Genomic DNA, 22768 nt, shown 5'->3' on the forward strand with positions numbered 1-22768 from the left:
GAATGAACACCGATCCATGAGAAAAAGAAAAAGCGGAAACCTTCTTACCGAAGTCGAACTGGAGTTTATGAATGAACTCTGGGGTCTGGGCGAAGGCTCTGTTCGAGATGTGTTGGACCGGCTGCCACCGGAGCGTGATCTCGCATACACTTCCGGTGCGACAATCCTGCGGATTCTGGATGAGAAGGGTTTTGTGGCCAGCCGCAAAGAAGGGAAGTCCCTCATTTACAAACCGCTTTTGGATAAAGACAGATATCAGGCTCGGTCACTTCAGAACTTGTCAAGGACACTGTTCGACAACACACCCGCGACGCTTGTTGCGCGGCTGGTCGACGATGCAGGCCTGACAGAGACCGATCTCGAGGAAATTCGGGCATTGGTGGAGAGGAGACTGCAAAATGACAGCGGTTAGACCGGTTCTCGACGTCTATATCGACTTGAATATCACTCTTTTTCTTGCGTCCATGATTTGGGGCTTTGCCAAGCTGGTGTTCAAACTCAAACCCCTACGATTTGCGTATCCGGCGCAGCTTGGAATCCTCAAAGCGTTGTTCATCTGTGTGCTACTCAGCCCGTTTCTGGCAATCGCTACGGAAATGATAGCGGGCAACTTTTGGTCTGGCGGTTCTTTGGCCGTAAGCGATCTGGCTGTAGCAGCCTATCTACGCGGTGAAATTGCAATACCGGCAACAGATTTCGAAGCATTGTTAAACACTCGCAATCGTTGGATCGAAGGCTTGACTTCGGGCGGTTTTGTCGCTGCGTCACTGTTTCTGACAACCTTGGCGCTAGGGGCAATGCTCATGGCAGCCCGTGCAGTTCGTTCGGCGACTTGTATCCACCAAACAATCCGGGATAGTTTCTTGTGGCGTCGGACCGCACGCGTTGACGTGCGCGTTTCGGATCGCGTCACAATTCCATACGCCGTTCGCGGCATACTACGTCGCCACGTCGTACTGCCGAGCGATTTGCTTTCAAATCCAAAGGAGTTGAAATTCGCGCTTGCGCACGAGTTCCAGCATTTGCGCGAAGGCGATGTGGAGTGGGAACTTGCCTTTGAAATCCTGCGTCCCGTCTTTTTTTGGAACCCAGCTTTCTTGGTATTCAAACATCAGTTCGAAAGACTGCGTGAACTGGCATGCGATCAATCAGTGATCGTCCGGCGCGATCTGGATGCGAGGGACTATTCCCGTTGTCTGCTGAACATCTGCTCGCGCAGCATATCTCAAGATGGACCTAAGGTAATGAATGTGGCCTTGGTAAATGGCAGCAAAGCAAAAAACGCGTTACGCCAACGGGTTCTAGCACTTCATCATGTACCTAGCTCTGTTTCAAGCGGTCACAACGCGGTTTTGTCCATGACATTCCTTTTTGCCATAATTCTGGCGATCGGCACCGCGTCCCTAAAGCCCTCCGAAGATTGGAGTCACGACCGCCTTATGCTCTCGACCATAGTAAACTTAGAGCGGCTTGAAGCCATTCGCGCCAATAGCAACTGAGAACACAATCAGAAGATCAAAACCACTGATCTACATGCGGGTGGAATGTCTGATGAACGAGTGCGTGACTTGGTGAGGCGTGTCCGTCCGGTGGAGGTGCTCTGGCAAAGGTTCGGCGGTGCCTGCTACGCTGCGGTAGCAGCGTAGCGCCAGGGCATGAGTTCGTTCAGGCGTGTGATCTTGTGATCCGCGATTTGTGCCAAAACCCAAGTTAGCCACGCCTGTGGATCGACGTTGTTCATCTTGGCGGTTTCGATCAGGGTATAGGCGATGGCCGCGGCTTTCCCTCCGCCTTCGGAGCCGACGAACAGGTAATTTTTGCGGCCTATGGCCACGGGTTTGACGGCGCGTTCGGCTGTGTTGTTGTCGAGTTCCAGGATGCCATGATCCAGATAGGGGTGCAGTTTCTTCATCCGCGTCAGGGCATAGCGGATCGCTTTGGCCAGTTCGGATTTACCCGGAATCCGTGCCATCTGTGCGGCCAGCCAGGCCTCCAGATCATCAAGCAGCGGCTTTGACCGGGATTGGCGCAGTTGGACGCGCTCCTGCGGCGGCAATCCGCGGGCGTCCTTTTCCACGACATAGAACTCAGCAATCCGGCGGATCGCTTCTTCGGCAACGGACAGCCCCTGCGATTGGAACACATCGACGAACTTGCGCCGGATATGAGCCATGCAGGCAACTTCGCTGACTGAACCTGAGCGGTACAGATCGTTGAAACCGGAATAACCGTCCGCGTGCATCCAGCCTTTGTAATTGGCCAGATGGGCTGAAGGATGTTCGCCTTTGCGGTTTGCTGTGAACTGATACCAGGCGGCGGGCGGGTCAGCTCCGCCCCACGGGCGTTCATCCCGCACATAGGTCCAGACGCGGGCCGTCGCGCACTTGCCCTTGGCCTGCATTTTGATTGGGGTATCATCCGCAAAGATGGCCTGGCCTGCGCGCACATGGCCACCGATGGCGTCAGCCAGCGGCTCCAGCAGTGCCGCAGAGCGGCCAACCCAATCCGCCAGTGTGGACCGCTCCAGATCGATCCCTTCGCGGGCGTAGATTTGCGACTGGCGGTACAAAGGGCTGTGATCGGCATATTTGCTAACCAGGACATGGGCCAAAAGGCCGGGTCCAGGGCGGCCGCGCTCAATGGGGCGCGATGGCAGCGCAGATTGAACGATCCGCTCGCAATCCCGGCAGGCCATTCTCGGACGGACAATCCGGTTCACCACGAACCGGCCCGGCACATATTCCAGCTCCTCCGTCACATCTTCGGCAATGGTCCGCAGCTTGCCGCCGCATGTGCAGGCTTCGCCAGGCGTCAGAACTCGATCAATCCGGGGCAGTTCGGGCGGCAGCGGTTTGCGCTTGGGTTTGGCCTTCTGCCCTTCGGCATCCCCGTCAGGAACATCTGCGCTGGCAACCTGCGCTGCCGCTGTTTCTTCTTCCTCCAGACGGAGCTGAAGCTGATCCAGGCTTTCCGACTTTGAGCCGAACCGGTGCCGGTTATGCCCCGCAAGTTGATGTTCCAGCTTTGCAATCTTCAGCGCCTGCGCCTTCACCAGATCGAGCAAACCTTCCGCTGTGTAGCGGAGCTCGCCGGGATCGGAAGGCAATGTTTTGGGCGCATCCAGCATGGGCCGGAATATACCCCGGCTTTGGCGGAATGGGAATCCTACGGCTCTGCTATTGCGGGAAAATTACCGGCGGTCAGCGGCTTCCAGGTCTTCTGAGGCAACCGCCAATCGATCCCTTCCAGAAGCATCGACAGCTGAGCAGGCGTCAGGCTGATCTTGCCGTCTTTCGCGGAGGGCCAGACGAACCGGCCCCGTTCCAACCGCTTGGAGAACAGGCACGCCCCCTGGCCATCCCACCAAATCACCTTCAGCAGATCCCCGCGCCGTCCGCGGAAAACAAACAAATGCCCGCAGAACGGATCTTCGGCCAGGACCTTCTCGGCCAAGGCCGACAAACCGCCAAACCCCTTGCGCATGTCTGTGACCCCGGCGGCCAGCCAGACCTTTGTGTTTGCCGGAACCGGGATCACGCCGAAAGCTTCCGGATCAATGCCGCGAGCACATCGGGATCAAAGCCGCCCTGAACCTTCAGGCGGTGGCCGTTGGCAAGCTCCACCTCAATCTGCGCACCGGCATCCGGCGGGGCTGAAGCAGGCTCAGCATCCAAAACTTCAACCGGAAGGAAGCGGGTGACAGGTTCTTCTTCAGCCTCGGCCGCGAACCGCGGTTCCTTCAGCCAGTTGAAGACCTGGTTCGCATTCACATCGTAGCGCCGTGCAACCCGCGCAACCGATACACCAGGCACCCGCGTCTGCGCGCAGATCATCCGCTTCTCGTCTTCAGACCAAGTCCGACGCCTGCGCCGCTTTGCCATGCCCAACCTCGATAATGTCCACTTGTTCGTTAATGGACATTATCCCTCACTAACGAGGGCCGTCAGTGCGGGCAGGCCGGACGGTTACGGTGAGGCAATCGGATGTTCAAATTGACCTGAGCATCCAAACGGTACCCCGTCATACATGTACAGGAGTTCGGTATCAAAAACCGGCAACAAGTTTGAATCCCGTGCTTTAGTAACCAGACACTAGGTCCGCCGCGCTGGATACCCGCGACAATCGTTGATCACTGTGAAGAACGAAGTTGAGACGGCGACCTCGAAATTTGCAAAACCAAGCCTAAGAACTTCGGGCGAGACAAATCAAATTAAAAGGTTGCGCTGCCTTAAGGTGCGGACAGCCACGATGTGGCTGTCCGCAATTGTTGATTACTCGGCTGCTGCCGTTGCAATACGGTCTCGTTGGCTATCGCGGAACAGTGCCTTGGCGAGAGCGACGCACATCAACCCCATGACCATCGTGAACGGCAATGCGCCGATGATCATTGCGCTCTTAAGTGCTTCCATGGGGTCCGCGCCACCATTGGTTTTGCCAGCTATCAGCAATGTGCCGATCACCAGGGTCAGGATGACACCCCATACGATCTTGTGCTTGTTGCCAATGTTCTGGTCGCCACCAGACATGATGGTGTTCATAACCAGAATGCCCGAGTCAGCCGAAGTGACGAGGAAGGTCATAATCAACACCACGCACATCACGGTAACGCCGGACAACAAGCCGCCCGAAATGATCTGTTCCAGTGTCACGAACAGTTTCGCGGTGTTTGACGCACCGATGATTGCGCCTTCGGCGACACCCGTAACTTCCATATCGATTGCAGTGCCGCCCAGAACGGTCATCCACGCAAAGCAGACCATCGCTGGTGCGAACACGCAGCCCACGATGAATTCACGCACGGAGCGACCCTTGGAGATGCGCGCAAGGAACAAACCAACAAACGGCGAGAACGCAATCCACCAGGCCCAGTAGAACGTAGTCCAACCCGCTTGCCAGCCGAATTGACGACCTGGCTCACCGGCGGCGTAGGTAGCAGCCAGAACCTCTTCGGGCAATGCAGCGGCGTCGCCTTCAAGGCCGGATTTGAAGCCGTCGAACGAGCCCCAAGCGTTGGTTGCTCCGCCACGCAGCGCGTCAGCGTATGGTGCCGCCTCTGCCGGAAGTGCTGCCGCAAAATCTGCAGAAGATTGCGGACCAAACGCACCGAAACTGAGCGAAACGTAATGCATCAGATAATCGACAAAAGCAGTTGCATAAGTCGTCATCGCAAACAGGAACGAACCGAATACGACAAAGGTCAGCAGCAGCAAAATCGACAGGACTAGGTTGAGGTTCGACAGATATTTCACGCCCCGACCCACGCCAGAAACAGCCGAGATGATCGACAGCCCCATGATGACCAACAGTCCGGAAATCAAACCAACGGTGCCAGGAGCCGGCGCTTCACCGGTCATGTCCATCATCCATTCCATTCCGGTAATGGCATACATACCGTCGATGAACTGCGAAACACCAAATCCGATAGTAACCGACACACCCAAAATGGTGGCAACGACACCAAGAACGTCAACGACATGTCCAAGGATGCCATTCAACATCTTGCCGAACAGTGGTGTCAGCGCGGAACGGATGGTCAGTGGCATGTTCCGGGTATAGGCGTAGTAGGCCAGCGATAGACCAGTCGCCACATAAATTGCCCAAGCGTGGAAGCCATAGTGCAGGAACGTATACCGGAAACCAGATTGGATTGCGGCTTCGGTATTGGCTTCTACCTGACCCGCCAGAACAACCGGGTTCGATCCCCAAAGTCCCATCGGTTCAGCGGTGGCGAAAACCATGAGGCCGACGCCCAGACCGGCGCCGAACATCATCGAGAACCATGAGAAATTGGAGAATTCTGGTTTCTCGCCCACAGGCCCCATGATCCGTCGACCCGTTTGAGGCAGCAGTGCAACCACAAGCAGGAAGAAAGAGAAGAAGCCGACGATGACAATGTAGAATGCATTGAAATCTTCAAGCAAACGCCAGTTCAGGCTGCCCAGAACGCCGTTGGCGTTCGCGGGCCAGACGAGTGCCCAGATTACAAGGCCGACCATGATAGCCTTACTCAGCAAAGCGATTTCGACGCTGTGCCCTTCATAAAAACCGCTTGCGGCCCTTTTTATCTGCAAGTCGGTGAAAGGTGGTTTGGATGACATGTGCTCCTCCCTGTTCGCACGTATTTGATAGTTTTATTGTAGGATCGTTCCTTTGGGCGGCGTCCATCCAAGGAGCATGCCGCGCGGCCTAGGTCATCAGGGCCTCAATTTTTTCCAGGGTTGCCATACTTACCGCCACACCCTCTTTTCGCGCAGCCACGCGCTTTGCGCGTCGGCCATCTCCGGGCAAATGTGCTCCGTCTTGATACCTTATCGCTTCCACAAGACCGGCAATACCTGCCGCAAAAGCGTCACCGGAGGTTATGTTTGCGTCAATGGCAATAAAGAACTGGCCGGTTTTGGGTGGTCCGCCCGCAGTTCCAGAGAAGGGTGAAGCGTGTATTCCCAATGTAGCCCCGGTCAGCGCCGCCGCCATGATTTCGGTCAGCAACGCGACTCCCACACCCTTGTAGCCGCCCGAAGGGGCCATCGAGCCCTTGAGGCCGATATTGGGATCGGTGGTTGGGTTTCCTTGGGGATCCAGCGCCCAGCCAACCGGAATCGCCTTGCCTTCACGGGCATGTTTCATGACTTCGCTTTTGGCAATGGTGCTTGCGCTCTGATCGATAAGCAAAGCGGGTTGACCGTCGGTGCCGGGCGCGGCAATGGAAAACGGGTTTGTACCAACAACTGGTTTTGCGCCACCTGACGGGGCGATTGAAGCCGGTGCATTGGTGAACCCAAGACCAACAAGACCCGCCTGCGCCAACCGATAGGTGTGATAACCCAAAACCCCACAGTTATAGCTGTTCCTGATCGCCAGAGCCGCAATCCCCTGCTCTCGGGCGGCCGGGATCAGTGCTTCGAAACCAAGATCAATTGCGGGGTGGGCAAAACCTGTCGCTGCATCGACTGTAATCACACCCGACCTTGGTCGCGCCAAGACAGGTTTTGCCTGACCGTCTACTTTTCCGCACTGCACGTGTTCACAATAGATCGGTATATAGGCAAGCCCGTGGCTGGCAACGCCATCCGCTTCGGTCGCGGCCGTTGCAATAGCGAGCGGACGCGCGTTCTCTTCCGACGTTCCGGCACCCACGAGGGCGCGAAATGATAGTTCCTCGATTTCGGCGATAGTAAGAGCCCTGGTTTTTATCATCTCAATACCTCTTCAGTCGTTGTCGGATAGCCCGGCCCCTGCGCCCAGCAGGCGGGATTCATCGGATGCGGGAGCAAAAGTGCGATGAGCGAAACCGGTCAAAGTTGCCCAGTCCTCCGGATCCGGTTCCACGCGTGTGCATTGTTGTCGGTAAGGGACCGGTGCATCACCTTTTGAAACTGTGACTGACCGAGCCCGAACAGGGATGGCATCTGGTGAGGCCAAATTCACACCGTCCGTCACCACTTGAAGACCGTCGAAGTCAACTATCAGCGAGCAACCCAAAGCACGCGCAGCAGCAGCGGCAAATGGCAACAGCAGTTCAGGGAGCGCAACGTCTCGCATCTTGATCGAACCAGATTTCAGCAGATGTGCACAATCGGACAAAAGCGGCCCGGCAACCAATGGACAAAGATCCTCACTACCCTGCCATGGAGCTTCTATCTGCCGAGGATTGTGCAAGATTGGATCCGACGCCAGATCCTGTTCCAACAGCCGAGCCAATACGCCAGCGCCATCAGATCCTTTTTCACAGAGCCAACGGGTCGCTTTCGATGCTTCTTCAGCTTGCCCCCAAGTATACCCCGCACCGCGAGTGGCGCGTTTGGCGGTGGCTTCGATTTCGTTCAAGGCGAAACTCATTTCTGCGCCTCCGGATAAACCCACAGGTCGGCGTTTTCAGTACTCAGGTCTTCGGGATAGGGCGCTCCCGCGTACATGCTGATCCGCACCCAGCGATCAGAGCGCGGGTCGAAATGTGTAGCTCCAAAGAAGGATAGCTTTGCCCGAAGCATGTCGATGGGCAACAGATCGGCGCCAATGGTGTTGTCCTGAATCTCGCCGTAAGGCGCGATCTGACGGATTTGAATACGACGGACGGTATGGCGGTGTTCGGGGTGCTCTAACAGAAATTCTGCCACCGGCTTTTTGCCGTCCCATTCTATCAACGCCTTGAAAGCAGCCGCAGCATCCCGGGCGGGGGCCAGAGGTTGCTCATACTCCTCAATCGGTTCCTCGAATCTTTCGCCAAGCCTCGGTTCCAGCTTTTCCTCGGACACATACCATGCGCGGGCACGGTTCTCAGGCACCTCCCAATTCACGGCCAGCGCCCAGTTGAACTGTTCTTCCAACAGTGCGCGCAGCCGCTCTACCGTCATTGACCCATCGATCCGGAAGGCGTCTGGATTGCTATCGGCCATACAATCAGCTAGGCCGTCGACTAGCTGCCCATAAGGCTCCAAGATCAGCGACGCGATCAGCTCTTGCCCTTCTTGACTGAGAACGCCTTCCGACCACTTGACGATCCGATCCCACGGGTACTGCTTGATCAGGCCGTCCTGAGAAAGATAGTCAGTTATCGCCGCAAGATCGCCAGACAATGCGGACAGCTTTTCGATCTGGATTGGATGCTCTGAACGCCACCAGGAAATCAACAATTTACTTCGTTCGAAGATTTCTCGAAAGGCCGAGGCCTCTTCCGCAGTTGCCGTTTCTACCGTACGGACGCGGACGATCGCCTCTTCACGTGCCAAAATCCAATTGTTGAACAGGACCGGATGGTTAATCAAATAGGGTGCCATACCCAATCCCGTGGAGTTACCAATCCCCAACCATTGGGCGATGGCCGGATCAAGATCGGCTGCCTGATCGCCTCCTCTCGAACGCGCCATATGCTGGACAAGATCCCGAACAAAGACGCGCGTCAGATATACTGAGAGCATTTCAGCCTGAAACGGAGCCTGCATTTCCGGTCGGTTGGCGATCTTTTCGCGATCAGCAGCGCCCAGTTTTCCCGAGCCATAAACCGCAGTCGTACGCATCAGATATCCGACGGCGTAAGTCTTTTCAGGATCGGGCTGCCTCCCGGATGCCAGCGCAGTTACGAAATGCTCCCACAACCGAACTGACCGGTTGGCGCGCGAAACCGACAGTTCGCTTTCTGTAACCCGCCCCGCTTCCTGCAAGGGAATATTGCGAGACAATCGGTCGATGTCCTCGGCGCTGGGGATGCCGTCAAAAAGCGTGAACGTGGCATCCCAGGCTGTTGCGATAACCCGGTCCGAACGCATCTCTGGCGGCAGATCGTGAGCAAAGGCGACAAGTGAATACGCCCTTTCCGGCCCCTGCACAGTATAAACAGCGCACCCGACACCATTGGCATCAATGTCGAATACTGGTCGCGAAAATGACCAGTTTTCTGCTGCCATGCGACGAGTCAGCTGCCGCATGAAGCTCAGCCGGCATTGATGTAGTGACCCAAGTCGCGAAAGCCGCATGACGATCGCAGGGTCTCGTCTGCGGATATGTGTCTTCGCCGGTGTTTCCATTTGGTTACCCTTTTGGGACGAAGTTGTCGGCAAAGAACCGATACCAGTTCCCGCCCATGATTCCGGCCACTTCGTCTTCGCTCAAACCGGTCGCGCGTAACCCTTGTTCGATAATTCCAAAATCTCGATTGTCCCGGAACCAGGATGGCATTGGAGGGAAACCGGGGTTGCAGGCCGAACCCTCGCCATAGTCGATATCCTTGGTCCATCGACCAACACGCATCCACTCGACCACGCAGTCAGGCTGGTCCTGACAAAGGTCGGTTCCGATCCCAAGGTGTTCCACCCCGTACTTGTCCGCGGCACTGGCGATCATCTCGCAAAAACTCTCCAACGTGCAGCCGGATTTGTTCTTTAGGTGATGCGGGTAAACAGAAAATCCAAACATCCCACCGTTTTCGGTTACAGCGCGGATCACCGTGTCGCGTTTGTTGCGAAGTGCTGGGGCCCATTCATGCGGATTTGCGTGGGTGATGGCGATGGGACGCTCGGAGAGCTCGGCGGCTTCCATGGTGGAACGGTCTGCCGAATGGCTCATATCCACCACAAGGCCCACACGGTTCATCTCTTTGATCACCTGCTTGCCCATACGGGTGATACCGGTGTCTTCGGCCTCATAACAACCGGTCGCAAGCAGGGATTGGTTGTTATAGGTCAGTTGCATGAACCGCGCGCCCAGATCGTGCAGGATTTCGACAAGCCCGATATCATCTTCGATGGGCGACGGGTTCTGAAATCCGAAAAACACGGCGGTCCGGCCCGTTTCGCGCGCGATGTCGATGTCGCTGGCCCAACGGCCTTTCATGATCAGATCCGGATATTGCTCGAACCAACGGTTCCATTTCTCGAAATTCAGAACCGTTTCGCGGAAATTCTCATGATAGGAGATGGTGACGTGGATCGCGTCCACGCGCCCTTCGCGCAGCTGGCGAAATATCTTCTCCGACCAGTTGGCATATTGCAGGCCGTCGATCCGCATCAGACCGGGCCTGCGCTGATATAGGCGGTTTTGACTGTTGTATAGAACTCGGCTGCCGCTTTGCCCTGTTCGCGCGGCCCGTACGAGCTGTCGCCCCGGCCACCGAAAGGCACGTGGTAATCGGTGCCAGCGGTGGGCAGGTTAACCGTCACAACACCGGTGCGTGCGTTGCGGCGGAAATGGGTGGCGCGGGCCAGCGATTTGGTCACGATGCCCGAGGTCAGGCCGAAATTGGTGTCGTTGACCACACTCAGAGCTTCGTCATAGCTGCCGACCTTGATGACGGATGTCAGAGGCGCAAACATCTCTTCGCGGTTGATGCGCATATTGTTATTGGTGTTCAGGAATACGCCCGGCGACATGTAGAACCCGTCATGAGGCATCTCCAGGCGCTGACCGCCACAGGCCAGCTCGGCCCCTTCGGATTTACCCAGATCGACATAGGCAAGGTTTTCATTCAACTGCTGCTGGCTGACGACGGGGCCCATCTGCACGCCTGCTTCCAGCGCGTGACCCACCTTCATCGCCTTTGCACCAGCGACCAGCTTTTCGACAAAGGCATCGTGGATGCCCGCGTGAACAACCAGACGTGACGAGGCGGTGCATTTCTGACCAGTGCCGCCAAAGGCCCCACCCAGTGCCAGCGTCACCGCCAGATCCAGATCGGCGTCGTCCATCACAGCCAGCGCGTTTTTGGACCCCATTTCCATCTGCACTTTGGTCAGGTTCTGGATTGCTGCGGCGGCGATGCCTTTGCCCACGGGCACCGACCCGGTGAAGGAAATCGCATTGACCTTGTGGCTTTCCACCAGACGTTGCCCGACCGAACGGCCCGAGCCCATCACAAGGCTGAACAGACCTTTCGGGATATCCTGCCGTTCGATGATTTCAGCCAGGGCCACAGCCGAGGCGGGGGTAATGTTGGCGGGCTTCCACACAACCGCGTTGCCATAACACAGCGCCGGGGCAATCTTCCACGAGGCCGTTGCAGTTGGGAAGTTCCACGGGCTGATGACCGCGACAACGCCAATAGCTTCGCGGCGCACGTCCACCTCGATATCGGGGCGCACGGAATCGGCGTTCTCACCGATCTGGCGCAGACATTCCGCGGCGTAATAAATGAAGAACTGACCGGCGCGGTAAACCTCGCCCTTGCCTTCGGCCAGCGGCTTGCCTTCTTCGCGGCTAAGCAATGTACCCAGCTCTTCGGCTCGGGCCATCAACTCGTTGCCGATGGCGTTCAGGACGGCCTGTTTGCGCTCCAGACCGTAGGCAGCCCATTCGGCCTGCGCGACGCGCGCTTGATCCAGCGTCGCCTCAAGCTGATCGGCGCTGGCCTGTGTGAACATGCCAACCAGGTCGCTCAGATCCGAAGGGTTGCGGTTGTCAATTTCGCTTTCGCCTGCCAGCCATTCGCCGGCAATCAAGTTCAGCTTGGTCACGTCATGCCTCAAATTCTCAAAAAGTCAGATTTGGAACAGTGTGGACTTACGACCGGATATCAGTCAAACTCAATTAACTTTAACAAACTTCAGAAAAATTGAATGATGTCACTCAAAATCGAAATGCTGCGCTGTTTCTGCACGGTCGCGCAAACCGGAAATTTGGTCGAGGCGGCAGATCGTTTGGGTAGAACCCAATCCGCTGTCTCGATGACACTGAAACAGTTGGAGGATCACCTCGGCAAGCGCCTGTTCGAAGGTGAAAGAAAGAACCAATTGTCGCCATTGGGAGAGCAGGTTTTTGATTTGGCTTTGAAACAAGTGCGTCAATTCGATCAGGCGGTGCAAAATATCGAGGCCGCTGCGGGCGCCGTTCACGGATTGATCCGCATAGTTTCGGTGCCCTCAGTGGCCGCGCTGCTGTTCCCTTCGGTTCTTGATCATATGACCCATCTGTTCCCCGGCCTCAAAATCGAGCTGCGGGACACCGACACTCAACAAGTTCTGGATGCGTTGACTGAGGGCAAGGCAGATATTGGCATCGCCTCAGGCCATCACCCACTCAACGGGGTTCGGGCCACACCGCTATTCCAGGACCGCTTCGGGCTTGTCTGCGCGTCGAACCACCCACTGATTACTCGGGCCGAAGTGCCCACAATCTACGATGTCATCGCCGCCGGATTCATTCGAAACGCTTTGTGCGAACTTATCCAAACACCACGATTTTTAGATGTCGTTGAAACGGCGGACGTCACCATTCAGAACACCCATTCACTGATCACCATGGTTCGAACAGGGAAATGGGTAACCGTGCTTCCGGAAACAGTCGCGCGATTTGTTCCAGAAACCATCGCTTTTCGGCCCATTTCGGACCTGGCCGAAAAACGCCATGTCTACCTTTATCAGAGAGAGAGAACGCGTTTTAAGGAACTGACCGATGAATGCTGCACCTTTGTTCTGTCGCAGCAATTGGTCTAGTGCCCATCCATCGCTTGCCAACTCAGCCCAACAGCCATGCGTTAACTTCATACCGGATTTCCCGGAATATCCATTATCACCACGCAGCAAAAGATCTATGCACACGAGCATGCGGCCAACAGGCCGAACGACAGAAACAGGCACACCCATGAGTGAATTTGACTACAAAAGCCCGTCCGAAGCCGAAATTCGCGAAATTCTTGCTGATGCTCAATGCAAGCGCGCTGAGTACTTTCGCGACAGCATCAAAAGCGCGATCGCGTCTGCAAGATCGCTTTTTCAAATGGAAGATGACGGCCCAATCTATACCGGGGCCAGATAAAACGTTTTCGAACTTTCAAGCAAATTCCGCACAACGAAGCTTGCAGAAATTGACGCGCGTAAGCCGCTTCTGGCGTTTGCGCGCTCGTTTTCGATTCCAAAAACTCATGCGGGTCTGAGCGTTGCTTCGACGCATCGGTTTACCGTCTGAATGCCGATAAGCATATCTTCATGCCATTCACGGCCGTTCAAACCTGATCAGTTAGACAATTAAGAATGATGAGTGATCAAGTTCACAGACAAACACGCAATATAGACGCAGGTTTGCATTCAGGTTCTCCCTGACGGACTTCCGGCGCCTAGGGCGCCGGTTCTTTTTAGATCTAAGTAAGCGCTTGATGCCAAACAGTAACTTGTTGGACAAATTGAAAGTCGTTTCGACAACGACTCGGGGTGCTGACGGAGCAACGAGCCCCGAGTTGGCACAAATCATGCGAACCCTGTCAGGAGCCAAGCAAGATATTGCTGAAAACCTGGATAGTGTGCTTTTGTCTGGCGCGTCGAACATCGCAGCACTCAGGCAACTTATTGGACTGTGTGGCAAGATGGAAGATCTCGCCATAGCAGCCAGAAAATTTGCGGAAACGAATGGCAAACAAGACCCTCTTGTCTTTAAAGCAATGGAGCTTGAAGATTACTTCATCCACGTTGAAGCTCGGTTCATACTCTTCCTGGAAACAGGGCGATAAGGCAGCGACATCCTGCAGGTGTTGGAATGCCGACAACGCGAAGAGCCAGCATCAGCCGCTAGGTGCGCCAGTCTGCCGGAAACCAGCTCAGCTTTTCCTAGACAAAATGTCTTCGTTGTATATCGTTCAGCAATTCACTGATTTTGTGATCCTTTTTGGTAAAAGATGGTGGCGATGCGACTGATCCGACGAACATTCACAGGTCTCCTCTACTCTGCCGCTGCAGCCACGATCGCTTTGGCACAAACGCAGACGCAGACTGAAGTTACGCCGAAAGTGACGGTAACCCAGGCCGTATTGGAAGCGGTCGCCAGCACAAAGTCGTTTACCGGTCGTGTGCAGGCCATTAACCATGTCAACCTCATCTCACGGGTACCTGGATTCATTCAATCGATAGACTTTAAGGATGGCAGCAGGGTCGCCAAAGGAGAGGTTCTGGTTCAAATTGAACCGGACGAATACCAGGCCCAGATCACGCAAATTCAAGGCCAGATAAAATCAGCCGAGGCGGAGAAAACGCTGGCTGATATTGAACTGGACCGGCAGCAAAAACTGCTCGACAAAGGAGACGTGGCCGAAAACATCGTACAAAAGGCCCAAGCGGACCAAGGCAAGGTGGATGGACAGCTACTACAACTAAAGGGCAGCTTGCAGGCGGCACAACTCAACTTTTCTTACACCAAGATCACAGCTCCATTTGACGGCCGCGTCGGCCTGACGGACATTTCGGTTGGCGCCTATGTTGCACCCGAAAGTGGAACGTTGGTGTCGCTGTCAAGTATTGATCCTATTTATGTCGAGTTTCCTGTCTCTGAAGCCGCGCTGATCGATTTCAGAAAACAACGCGCCCAAGAAAACAATACGCGACCTTTGACGGTGAAAGTCACGTTGGCAAGTGGGGACGTTTTCAAGGAAACCGGTAAAATCAAAGTCGTCGACACACAGGTCCAAACCGGCACAGATACCGTTATGATCCGGGCGGAGTTTCCGAATCCCGACGGGCAGTTGATCGACAACCAATTGGTGCTTGTGACTGTTGTGGATCATTCCCAAGAAAAATCACTCGTAATTCCCGCTACGGCGCTGCAAAAGGACCAATCCGGGTATTTTGTTCTGACGGTCGGAAGCGACAACAAAGTAGTTCGGCAAAACGTAGAACTCGACCGCGTCACCGGTACCAGCGCGGTGATTTCCAAGGGCTTGAAAGCAGGCGATCAGGTAATCACTGTGGGGCTTCAACGTGCCCGTCCGGGTCTCGAGGTTGAAGTCGTTCAATCCGAAGATGTGGGCAACGGCAAGGATTGAGACGATGATCTCGCAGCTTTTTATTCACAGGCCGCGCTTCGCCCTCGTCATTTCCGTTATCATTACGCTGGCCGGTCTGATTTCCCTCACGCAGTTGCCGGTTGAACAGTTGCCCGACATCGTGCCGCCACAAGTGCAGGTGTCGACGGTCTATCCCGGCGCAGGGGCCGACGTGGTTGAAGCCACGGTCGCGCAAATCATCGAAGAGCAGGTCGTGGGCGTTAGCGACATGCTTTACATGAAGTCCACCAGTGGCTCGGATGGAAGCTATAGCCTACAGGTGACGTTTGAGCCGGGCACCGACCCCGACATCAATGCGGTCAACGTGCAGAACCGCGTGAGCCTGGCCTTGTCGTCCTTGCCCGAAGAGGTTACACGGGCCGGGGTCAGCACCAAGAAAAAATCGACCGCGCTTCTGGAAGTGATCGCGATTACGTCGGACAACCCAGAGCACGATGCTCTATTTTTGTCGAACTTCGCTACAATCAACGTTCTGGACAGCATCAAGCGTTCAACCGGGGTCGGCGACGCGGTGATCTTTGGTGCGCAGAACTATTCTATGCGCATTTGGCTGGACGTCGACAAGATGACGAGTCTGCAATTGACTGTCGATGATGTGATCAATGCGGTACAGGCGCAGAATACGCAGGCCGCCGTAGGGCGTGTAGGCGCACAACCGATGACCGATGATCCGGTATTTCAGCTCAATATCCAAACGCAGGGCCGTTTAACGTCTGCCGAAGAGTTTGAAGAAATAGTCGTACGCTCCCAAACGGATGGATCGTTTATCCTGATTGGTGACATCGCGCGCGTGCAACTAGGCGCGCAATCGCAGGATTCGGTAGCCCATTTCGATGGGGGTCCGACAGCGATGATCGGCGTCTATCTCGCGCCGGGAGCAAACGCGTTGAACACCTCTGAAGCGGTCGAGGCGGCGCTGAAAAGCTTGTCAAATGCCTTTCCCGAAGGTGTGAAGTGGAGCGCACCGTATAGTTCGGTGAGTTTCGTCAAAGCCAGCATCGAAGAAGTGATCAAAACACTTCTCGAAGCCTTTGTGCTTGTGGTCATCGTCGTGTTCCTGTTCCTTGGCAGTTTCCGAATGGCACTGATCCCATTGATCGCGGTACCAGTATCCCTGATTGGTGCGCTTAGCTTCATGCTGGCGCTGGGGTTCAGCCTGAACACCGTGTCTTTGCTGGCACTGGTATTGGCGATCGGAATCGTTGTAGACGACGCGATTGTCGTGATCGAAAACGTTGAAAAGGTGATGGCCGAACGCCCCGATCTTTCGGTGTCCGAAGCAACCGGTGAAGCGATGAACCAGATCACCGCGCCGATCCTCGCCATTACGTTTGTATTACTTTCGGTATTTGTTCCCGTTGCCTTCGTTCCGGGCATCACGGGGTCGATGTTTCAGCAATTCGCTGTCGCGGTCTCGTTCTCAATGCTGATCTCGGCTCTAAACGCCCTGACACTTAGCCCGGCCTTGTGCACGTTGCTGCTGAAACGCCATTCCGGGTCCGGCCGCGGTCCGTTGGCGTGGCTGTCCCGTCGCATCGACAACGCGAGGGATGGGTATGCTTTCGTCGTGACGCGCCTGGCCCGACGCGCAGGACTTGCGATCCTGTTTCTCGGTTTGGCGATCTTTGGTACCGGGGCTTTGTTCAAAATCACTCCGTCCGGTTTTCTGCCAGTTGAAGACCAAGGCGCGTATTTCACCGAAGTTGTTCTGCCTGAAGGTGCCTCAGTCAATCGCACGAACGAGGTGATGAACCAGGTTTACAGCATCCTCAAAAGCGCACCCGGCGTACAGGACGTGATGACCGTAACAGGATACAGTTTTGTCGACGGGCTGAACAAATCCAATGGCGGCTTTGCGATTGCCATCATGAAACCATTCGAAGAACGAACCGACCCTTCGCTATCTGTTCGTTCATCATTGAGATATGTACGTGCCCGGTTCGCAGGGCTGGAGGATGGGATTGCTGTACCGTTCAACCTGCCCCCGATCATCGGTCTTGGAACAGGCGCAGGGTTCGAGTTCCAGTTGCTTGATCTACAAGGCAGCGATGTTCTGGACCTTGGCGCGACAACCAAAGGACTAATCACCGCCGCCAACGAAAACCCGCGCCTGACCGGTGTCTATACAACATTCTCGGCTCAAACTCCGCAGCTGCATCTCGACCTTGACCGGAAAAAACTTCAGACTCTCGGAGTGGACGTGGATGCCGTATTTCGTGCAATGCAGGTCACTCTGGGTGGCTATCATGTGAATGACATGAACCTGTTTGGGCGCACTTGGCAGGTCAATCTGCAAGCAGAACAGCAATTCCGTGATCATGTAGATGACATTGCTCGCATCCACGTTCGTAACAAGGACGGCGATATGGTGCCGATCCGAGCTGTGGCGACATCTGACTTGGTCCTGGGGCCACAATTTTTGGTACGCTATAACAACTTCCGCTCGGTTACGATAGCCGGGGGGCCGACACCCGGGCATTCGATGGGCGAGGCGATTGCCGCCATGGATCAGCTGGCAAATCAGACGCTTCCGCAGGGTTATAGTTATCAATGGACCGGCACCGCACAACAACAGATCGAGGCGGCGGGCAAAACCCAGATTGTTTTGGGCCTGGCCGTATTGTTTGCCTATCTGTTCCTCGTCGCGCTCTATGAAAGCTGGACAATCCCACTAGCAGTGCTGTTGTCGGTGACCTTCGCCATGTGTGGGGCGATGGGAGCGCTGTTGCTGCTTGAGCTGGAAAACAACCTATATGCACAGATCGGTCTGGTCGTTCTGATCGCTTTGGCGGCAAAGAACGCGATCTTGATCGTCGAGTTTGCTATGGAGCGTTATGAGCACGGCATGAGTATCGTCGAGGCTGCCATTGACGGCGCAAGGGCGCGTTTCCGAGCAGTCATGATGACCAGCTTCGCCTTTATTGCGGGCCTCTATCCGTTGGTCGTCGCCGAAGGCGCCTCCGAATTAGCCCGACGGGGCGTCGGGACGCCGGTTTTCGGCGGTATGATCGCTGCATCGCTCGTCGGAATTTTCATTATCCCCTCTCTCTACGTAATCGCGCAATGGTTCCGGGAAAAAGTGCATGGCAAGCCGGACCGGCCGACAGCAGGACAGGAGGCGGAAAGCTGACCGCCTCCAATTTTGGAGGAAAACAAGATGCAATGGCTTCTGGATACGCTTCGGGATCATCCTGAGTTGTCGGTTTTTCTGGCAATCGGGATCGGGTTCCTGATTGGTCCAAAAAGCATCAAGGGCTTCAGCCTCGGCACCGTCACGGCCACACTCTTAGCAGCCGTTGTGATTGGTCAGGCACGCATCGAGTTGGCCCCCGAGTTGAAATCGACCTTCTTCATTCTATTCATTTTTGCGGTTGGATATGGTGTCGGACCGCAATTCATGCGCGGTTTCAAATCCGATGGATTCAGACAGATCCTTTTTGCCCTAAGCGTGTTGATCGTATGCCTGCTGGTTCCACTTCTGGCAGCACTAATCGCAGGACTGGATATCGGTTATGCCGCCGGGTTCTACGCAGGTAGCCAGACAATCTCGGCCGCTATTGGTGTTGCGTCCGAACAACTCACTCAAATGGGATTACCGAGCGAGGATGTGTCCAAATACAACAACCAGATTCCTATCGCTTACGCTGTGACCTATATCTATGGAACCATTGGTTCCGCGTTGATCCTTGCCAAGTTGGGGCCTCGCCTGCTCAAGATCGACCTTGTCGCCGCCTGCAAGGAATACGAGCAGCAGATGGGGGGCGGTGCGCAGGAAGATAGCGAAGACATGGGTGACCATTCCGCCTATCACGCGATTGAGGCCCGTGCGTTCGTGATGCCCGAAGGCAGCCCGCTTGTAGGTAGGCCTTTGGACGACTTACTGCCCGATACCCGCATATTTGTGGAACGCTTGCGCAGGGATGGAAAAGTTATCGAGGCAGATTCCGCGTCCGAACTCAAGGCCGGGGACATTGTGGTTTTTTCGGGTCACCGCGCTGATTTGGTCAAACACCTGGAAAACACGATGCAGGAAGCAGATGTACCTGAGTTGCTGAGCTTCGAGATCGAAAAGCTGGATGTTCTGGTAACAAACCGACGCGCTCACGGTAAGAAGCTTGAAGCACTCGGAAAATCCTCGTTGGCTCGGGGTGTCTATCTAACCAAGATTACGCGGAACATGGTCGAATTGCCAATTCTGCCCAAGACAGAGTTACATCGAGGGGACATCCTGACAATAACCGGCAGTAAGCGGCACGTGGAGGCTGCGGTTAAGGCGCTTGGATACGCGGACAGACCTGTGGAAACAACGGATCTCGCCTTTGTAGGATGGGGGATATTCCTTGGCGGTCTGGTCGGGACTCTAACCTACGTCTTTGACGGTTTGCCCATCAGCCTGTCGACAACTGGCGGAGCGTTGTTGGCGGGATTGCTTCTTGGATGGCTGCGCACTATTCATCCGACATTCGGGCGCATTCCATCGCCTGCACTTTGGCTGATGAACACCATGGGGCTGAATGTTTTCATCGCCGTTGTGGGAATTTCGGCAGGACCCGGCTTTGCCGATGGCCTGCGTCAGGCAGGCATCGCACTTTTGCTTTGGGGCGTGGTTGCTACATCAGTACCGATGATTTTTTCCGTCTATATCGGTTACTATGTCTTCAGGTTTCATCCGGCGATCCTGTTCGGAGCCTGTGCTGGTGTTCGAACCACGACCGCTGCATTGGGCATGATTCAGGAAGCTGCCCAAAGCCGGATCCCTGCACTGGGTTATGGTATGCCCTACGCCATCGGCAACACGCTCTTGACCATTTTCGGTATGATCGTCGTCATCGCGATGGCGCGTTTCTAAAAGGTTTTTAACAATGGACCAATTGAATCTGCACGATTTTGAAGCTCTCAGCCCGTTCGAAATCAAGGATGAGTTAATAAAACTGGCCAGCGAGGATTCGCGCCGTTCTAGCCATGCTTTCCTGAACGCAGGTCGAGGTAACCCTAACTGGATCGCCACGCACCCGCGCGAGGCTTTTTTTCTTTTGGGTCAATTCGCAATTACCGAAGCGAAGCGGGTGATGGATGATCCTGCAGGGATTGGCGGCATGCCTGCTCAGCAGGGATGCGCAGACCGCCTGCGCGAATGGCTGGTAGAGAATGCAAGCATGCCGGGCGCGGACACACTGGCAGAGGTGGTTGATCATGCAATATCTGCCTTTGGATTCGATCCGGATTCATTTGTTCACGAACTGACGGATTCGATCATCGGTGACAACTATCCAGTTCCCGACCGGATATTGCATCATAACGCCGTCGTCGCACATGAATACCTGATGTGGTCTATGTGCGCCGGCCACCGCCCAGACGAAAAGTTCGACTTGTTTGCGGTCGAAGGCGGCACGGCCGCGATGTGCTATATTTTTAAGGCGCTCAAGAACAACCGGCTGTTGAACCCGGGCGACACGATTGCTCTGGGAACGCCGATTTTCACACCCTATCTCGAAATGCCGGAGCTTGAAGACTATAACCTTGTGACTATTCACGTATCCGCCCGCGAAGAAGACGGCTTCCAGTATTCCGACGCCGAACTCGACAAGCTGAAAGACCCAAAAATCAAGGCCTTCTTTCTGGTCAACCCAGGCAACCCATCTTCGGTTGCTATGAATTCGAAAACTCTTGCCAAACTGGATGATCTGGTAACCAACACCCGACCGGACCTGATCGTCCTGACAGATGATGTTTACGGTACGTTTGTTCATGACTTTCAATCAGTTCTCGCGCACCTGCCCCGCAATACAATCGGCGTTTACTCCTATTCCAAATACTTCGGCTGTACCGGCTGGCGCTTGGGCCTGATTGCTGTCGCTCAGGACAACATCCTGGACGAAAAACTGGCTGCGCTGCCGGAAGAAACGAAACTAAAACTGGACAAACGTTATAGAACGCTCAGCCTCAATCCGAGAGAAATCCGCTTCATTGACCGTATTGTGGCAGACAGCCGAGATGTGGCGCTTAACCATACGGCGGGGTTGTCATTACCTCAGCAGGTGATGATGTGCCTGTTTTCTCTTTGCGAACTGGTCGATACCAAAAAGACTTATCAGGCCGCCTGCATGGAAATCGTCCATAGGCGCTTCAACTTACTGACTGAGTCGCTCGGTATAGATGTATCCTTCGGCAATAACTATGACGCCTACTACGGCATCATCGACTTCGAGTACTGGTTACGTCAGTACGTCGGCGAAGACGTAGTTCAGTGGATCAAGCAGAATGTTCACCCGCTGGATATCGCGTTCAAGCTGGCCGAAGATCACGCTATCGTATTGCTGAATGGCGGTGGATTTGATGCACCAAACTGGTCAGCGCGCGTATCGTTTGCCAATCTTCCGGACGAGGCTTATGCGAAAATCGGTCGTGCTGTCAGAGCTGTCGCTCGCGGTTATGTTCAGGCATATCGAGCCGCGCAAAATCAACCGTTGCACGGTAACACCAATCAGTGATTTGAAGCGCGCCTGCCCCGAAATGATCGCCGGCGCACAGATTGAGGTGTTTCACCATATTCCCGGCGAAACCAGCGTGCCAGATTGGAACATGTCCCAAAGCCGGTGGCGACAACGATTTCTGTAAGCGGGAGGCTTGTATGCTCCAACAATTGCCGGGCACGTTCGATTCGCAAGGCGCGATAGGCCGTAAGCGGCCCCGAACCTGTCAGATCCAGAAAACGCCGCTGCAGTTTTCGAGTGGAGACGCCCAATTGTTCCGCTAACTCGCCTATCTTCAGTGGCTCTTCCAAATGCTGACGCATAATGTCCAGACAACCTGCGATCAATCGATCCCCCTGCGCACGTTGCACCAACGACAACGAGACCTTGCTTTGTTGCTGGCGCGGGTCAGCGCTCAAGCCCAGATAGTCACTCAAGGCGCTGGCGGTGAATTGGCCGTGGTCCTCGCCGACAAACTCGAGTAGCAGCCGCAGGGCAGCAAAACTGCTAACGGCAGTACAGACAGACCCGGACGTTGCAGAATGTGCACCGGGAACACGCTCCACCAATTGCTCTTCAGCCGCAGCCGCGGCGAAATTGGGGTGAATGGCAACGGAATATCGTTCCTGCAATCCGGTGTCGCATAACAAAAAGATCGCACCGCCAATCAAAACTGACCTGTTTGCGAGTCGTAGAATCTGATGTATTCGATTTCGTTCGTCCGAAGTCAGATGCCAGCGATCATGAATATCCCCGAGAAAAATAACTGTGCGATTGGCCCAGTAACGGGCATCCTCCGCAGGTTGTGCCGAAAGCTTTCTCACGGAAATCTCGTATGGCGCGCCTTTTACCAGTTCGTTCGCAGCTCCAAAAAGGTCAACGACAATCTGAGCAGAAGCCTCTGTCGCGCTAGTTGGCACAATAACGTCAATTGCAGTCATTCGAGAACTCGACACCACGAGTCCGCGTACCGGAGCCGAAGTTTGTGGATTTGATGCACAATAGAACACATTGCCCTCCATTTAGCGGAAGTTGC

The 22768-nt window shown here is 55.0% G+C and carries 18 protein-coding genes and 1 pseudogene; 9 read left to right on the forward strand and 10 right to left on the reverse strand.

Annotated elements, in window-relative coordinates; all coding sequences use genetic code 11:
• The first annotated feature begins 16 nt into the window (after positions 1 to 16).
• Positions 17 to 412: a BlaI/MecI/CopY family transcriptional regulator gene (locus AC2FLX_RS15495; protein WP_480751702.1), complete on the forward strand. Its 396-nt coding sequence runs from the start codon at positions 17 to 19 to the stop codon at positions 410 to 412.
• Positions 399 to 1499 (forward strand): M56 family metallopeptidase, encoded by a 1101-nt coding sequence (locus tag AC2FLX_RS15500; protein ID WP_496748332.1) that lies wholly within the window; start codon positions 399 to 401, stop codon positions 1497 to 1499. The genes AC2FLX_RS15495 and AC2FLX_RS15500 overlap by 14 nt, the downstream gene beginning before the upstream one ends.
• A gap of 125 nt (positions 1500 to 1624) precedes the next feature.
• On the opposite strand, the gene tnpC is transcribed toward AC2FLX_RS15500, so the two are convergent.
• The 9 genes from tnpC to AC2FLX_RS15545 all read right to left on the reverse strand — a co-directional run bounded on the left by tnpC (position 1625) and on the right by AC2FLX_RS15545 (position 11945).
• Positions 1625 to 3127 (reverse strand): IS66 family transposase, encoded by a 1503-nt coding sequence (tnpC, locus tag AC2FLX_RS15505; protein WP_496809888.1) that lies wholly within the window; start codon positions 3125 to 3127, stop codon positions 1625 to 1627.
• 38 nt (positions 3128 to 3165) lie between these two features.
• Positions 3166 to 3537 (reverse strand): IS66 family insertion sequence element accessory protein TnpB, encoded by a 372-nt coding sequence (gene tnpB / locus AC2FLX_RS15510; protein ID WP_008555941.1) that lies wholly within the window; start codon positions 3535 to 3537, stop codon positions 3166 to 3168.
• Positions 3534 to 3881 carry an IS66-like element accessory protein TnpA gene (tnpA, locus tag AC2FLX_RS15515; protein ID WP_496809887.1) on the reverse strand — a complete coding sequence of 116 codons (348 nt, stop codon included), beginning with the start codon at positions 3879 to 3881 and terminating at the stop codon, positions 3534 to 3536. Before tnpA ends, tnpB begins: the two co-directional genes overlap by 4 nt.
• Before the next feature lie 390 nt (positions 3882 to 4271).
• A complete protein-coding gene (locus tag AC2FLX_RS15520) occupies positions 4272 to 6098 on the reverse strand; it encodes a BCCT family transporter (RefSeq protein ID WP_480751660.1) in 1827 nt (608 codons plus the stop codon).
• Between the two features lie 88 nt (positions 6099 to 6186).
• Complete coding sequence (locus tag AC2FLX_RS15525) at positions 6187 to 7197, reverse strand: Ldh family oxidoreductase (protein WP_480751658.1); 1011 nt, start codon at positions 7195 to 7197, stop codon at positions 6187 to 6189.
• Between the two features lie 12 nt (positions 7198 to 7209).
• Complete coding sequence (locus AC2FLX_RS15530; protein ID WP_496809886.1) at positions 7210 to 7839, reverse strand: DUF3726 domain-containing protein; 630 nt, start codon at positions 7837 to 7839, stop codon at positions 7210 to 7212.
• Entirely contained in the window at positions 7836 to 9524 is a 1689-nt protein-coding gene (locus AC2FLX_RS15535) for a hypothetical protein (protein ID WP_496809885.1), read from the reverse strand. The genes AC2FLX_RS15530 and AC2FLX_RS15535 overlap by 4 nt, the downstream gene beginning before the upstream one ends.
• Positions 9525 to 9528: 4 nt before the next feature.
• Complete coding sequence (locus AC2FLX_RS15540; protein ID WP_496809884.1) at positions 9529 to 10503, reverse strand: membrane dipeptidase; 975 nt, start codon at positions 10501 to 10503, stop codon at positions 9529 to 9531.
• Positions 10503 to 11945: an aldehyde dehydrogenase family protein gene (locus tag AC2FLX_RS15545; protein WP_496809883.1), complete on the reverse strand. Its 1443-nt coding sequence runs from the start codon at positions 11943 to 11945 to the stop codon at positions 10503 to 10505. Before AC2FLX_RS15545 ends, AC2FLX_RS15540 begins: the two co-directional genes overlap by 1 nt.
• A 123-nt stretch (positions 11946 to 12068) precedes the next feature.
• Here AC2FLX_RS15545 and AC2FLX_RS15550 point away from each other — a divergent pair.
• The 7 genes and pseudogenes from AC2FLX_RS15550 to AC2FLX_RS15580 all read left to right on the forward strand — a co-directional run.
• Positions 12069 to 12179: pseudogene (locus AC2FLX_RS15550) on the forward strand (LysR family transcriptional regulator); the annotation flags it as partial.
• A gap of 174 nt (positions 12180 to 12353) precedes the next feature.
• The gene (locus AC2FLX_RS15555; RefSeq protein ID WP_496747024.1) at positions 12354 to 12923 is read left to right on the forward strand and encodes a LysR substrate-binding domain-containing protein; all 570 of its coding nucleotides are present in this window, start codon (positions 12354 to 12356) and stop codon (positions 12921 to 12923) included.
• Positions 12924 to 13663: 740 nt separating this feature from the next.
• Positions 13664 to 13933: a hypothetical protein gene (locus tag AC2FLX_RS15560; protein ID WP_480751649.1), complete on the forward strand. Its 270-nt coding sequence runs from the start codon at positions 13664 to 13666 to the stop codon at positions 13931 to 13933.
• 174 nt (positions 13934 to 14107) lie between these two features.
• Entirely contained in the window at positions 14108 to 15238 is a 1131-nt protein-coding gene (locus AC2FLX_RS15565; RefSeq protein WP_480751647.1) for an efflux RND transporter periplasmic adaptor subunit, read from the forward strand.
• Positions 15239 to 15242: 4 nt separating this feature from the next.
• Complete coding sequence (locus AC2FLX_RS15570) at positions 15243 to 18389, forward strand: efflux RND transporter permease subunit (RefSeq protein WP_480751646.1); 3147 nt, start codon at positions 15243 to 15245, stop codon at positions 18387 to 18389.
• Between the two features lie 27 nt (positions 18390 to 18416).
• Positions 18417 to 20108, forward strand: coding sequence for an aspartate-alanine antiporter (aspT, locus tag AC2FLX_RS15575; protein WP_496809882.1), 1692 nt, complete (start codon positions 18417 to 18419; stop codon positions 20106 to 20108).
• Between the two features lie 13 nt (positions 20109 to 20121).
• Positions 20122 to 21750, forward strand: a complete 1629-nt coding sequence (locus AC2FLX_RS15580) for a bifunctional aspartate transaminase/aspartate 4-decarboxylase (protein WP_496875464.1) — start codon at positions 20122 to 20124, stop codon at positions 21748 to 21750.
• Here the strand turns inward: AC2FLX_RS15580 and AC2FLX_RS15585 are convergent.
• Positions 21744 to 22673: a GlxA family transcriptional regulator gene (locus AC2FLX_RS15585; RefSeq protein WP_480751641.1), complete on the reverse strand. Its 930-nt coding sequence runs from the start codon at positions 22671 to 22673 to the stop codon at positions 21744 to 21746. The genes AC2FLX_RS15580 and AC2FLX_RS15585 overlap by 7 nt on opposite strands.
• Between the last annotated feature and the right edge of the window lie 95 nt (positions 22674 to 22768).

The sequence above is a fragment of the Ruegeria sp. YKSF57 genome, assembly GCF_059612585.1.